This is a genomic window from Komagataeibacter intermedius TF2 (assembly GCF_000964425.1).
In the GTDB taxonomy this organism is placed as follows: domain Bacteria; phylum Pseudomonadota; class Alphaproteobacteria; order Acetobacterales; family Acetobacteraceae; genus Komagataeibacter; species Komagataeibacter intermedius.
Genome location: NZ_BANF01000620.1, coordinates 1 through 221, shown reverse-complemented (window position 1 = coordinate 221; position 221 = coordinate 1). Strand labels below are relative to the sequence as shown.

Genomic DNA, 221 nt, shown 5'->3' with positions numbered 1-221 from the left:
CTTTCCAGAAGTCCATTCACAAATAGCGAACTGGCCGAATGAGGTGTCTGGATCTCGGCTGTCAGACCTGTCATGACGCCAGAGATGAATGCATCCTGAACACCGGAAATGTCGCGCATGGAGAGCCGGGACGAATTAAGCCCCAACGATTGGGCAGCCCGGTTGACCAGAGTAAGGCCCAGATAAAGATGCAGGACTTCAAACGGACGGTCCGGATCGGC

The 221-nt window shown here is 54.8% G+C and carries 1 pseudogene; it reads right to left on the bottom strand.

Annotated features, from left to right (window positions below):
- A pseudogene (locus tag B7449_RS18805) lies at positions 1–221 on the bottom strand (AraC family transcriptional regulator); the annotation flags it as partial.